Annotated in this window: 1 pseudogene; it reads right to left on the bottom strand. The window is 64.6% G+C overall.

Features of this window, described 5'->3' with window-relative positions:
- Positions 1-128: 128 nt before the first annotated feature.
- A pseudogene (locus tag HC022_RS28185) lies at positions 129-680 on the bottom strand (cyclic pyranopterin phosphate synthase); the annotation flags it as partial.

Below are 680 nucleotides of genomic sequence, written 5' to 3' on the forward strand. Positions count from 1 at the left end.
AAAGCGTTGATTTCACGGAAGCACGCCGGTGCATCGATGCAACATCATGCCGGGCGACAGGCTATGGGAGCCACCGCACAGAAAGAGTGGACACCGTGCGACAGGCCAAGGAGCTAGCCGGGCGGCATTCAGCCACCGGTGTGGCTCATGTGGCGCGAGACACGGCCGTCGACGGTCTGGCGCGAATAGTCGAAGTCGTGGCCCTTGGGCTTGTGCTCGATGGCGTTGCGGATGGCCGTCTCGAGCGGGGCGTCGCTGCCGGGGTGGTTGCGGAGCGCGCTGCGCAGGTCGGCGTTGTCTTCCTGGCCGAGACACATGAAGAGCTCGCCGGTGCAGGTGACGCGCACCCGGTTGCAGCTTTCGCAGAAGTTATGGGTGAGCGGGGTGATGAAGCCCACCTTCTGGCCAGTCTCCTCAAGCCGCACGTAGCGTGCGGGCCCGCCGGTGCTGAGCGGCAGGTCGGTGAGCGTGTACTGCTCGGCCAGACGTGTGCGCAGGTCCGAGAGCTTCCAGTACTGGTCGAGCCGGTCCTCGTTGCCGATGTCGCCCATCGGCATGACCTCGATCCATGTCAGGTCCATATCACGCGAGGCACACCATTCCGTGATGGCGAAGAGTTCGTCCTCGTTGAAGCCCTTCAGCGCCACGGCGTTCAGTTTCACCCGAATCCCCGCCGCCTG

It is taken from the genome of Salipiger sp. HF18, from assembly GCF_011806505.1.
GTDB lineage: Bacteria > Pseudomonadota > Alphaproteobacteria > Rhodobacterales > Rhodobacteraceae > Salipiger > Salipiger thiooxidans.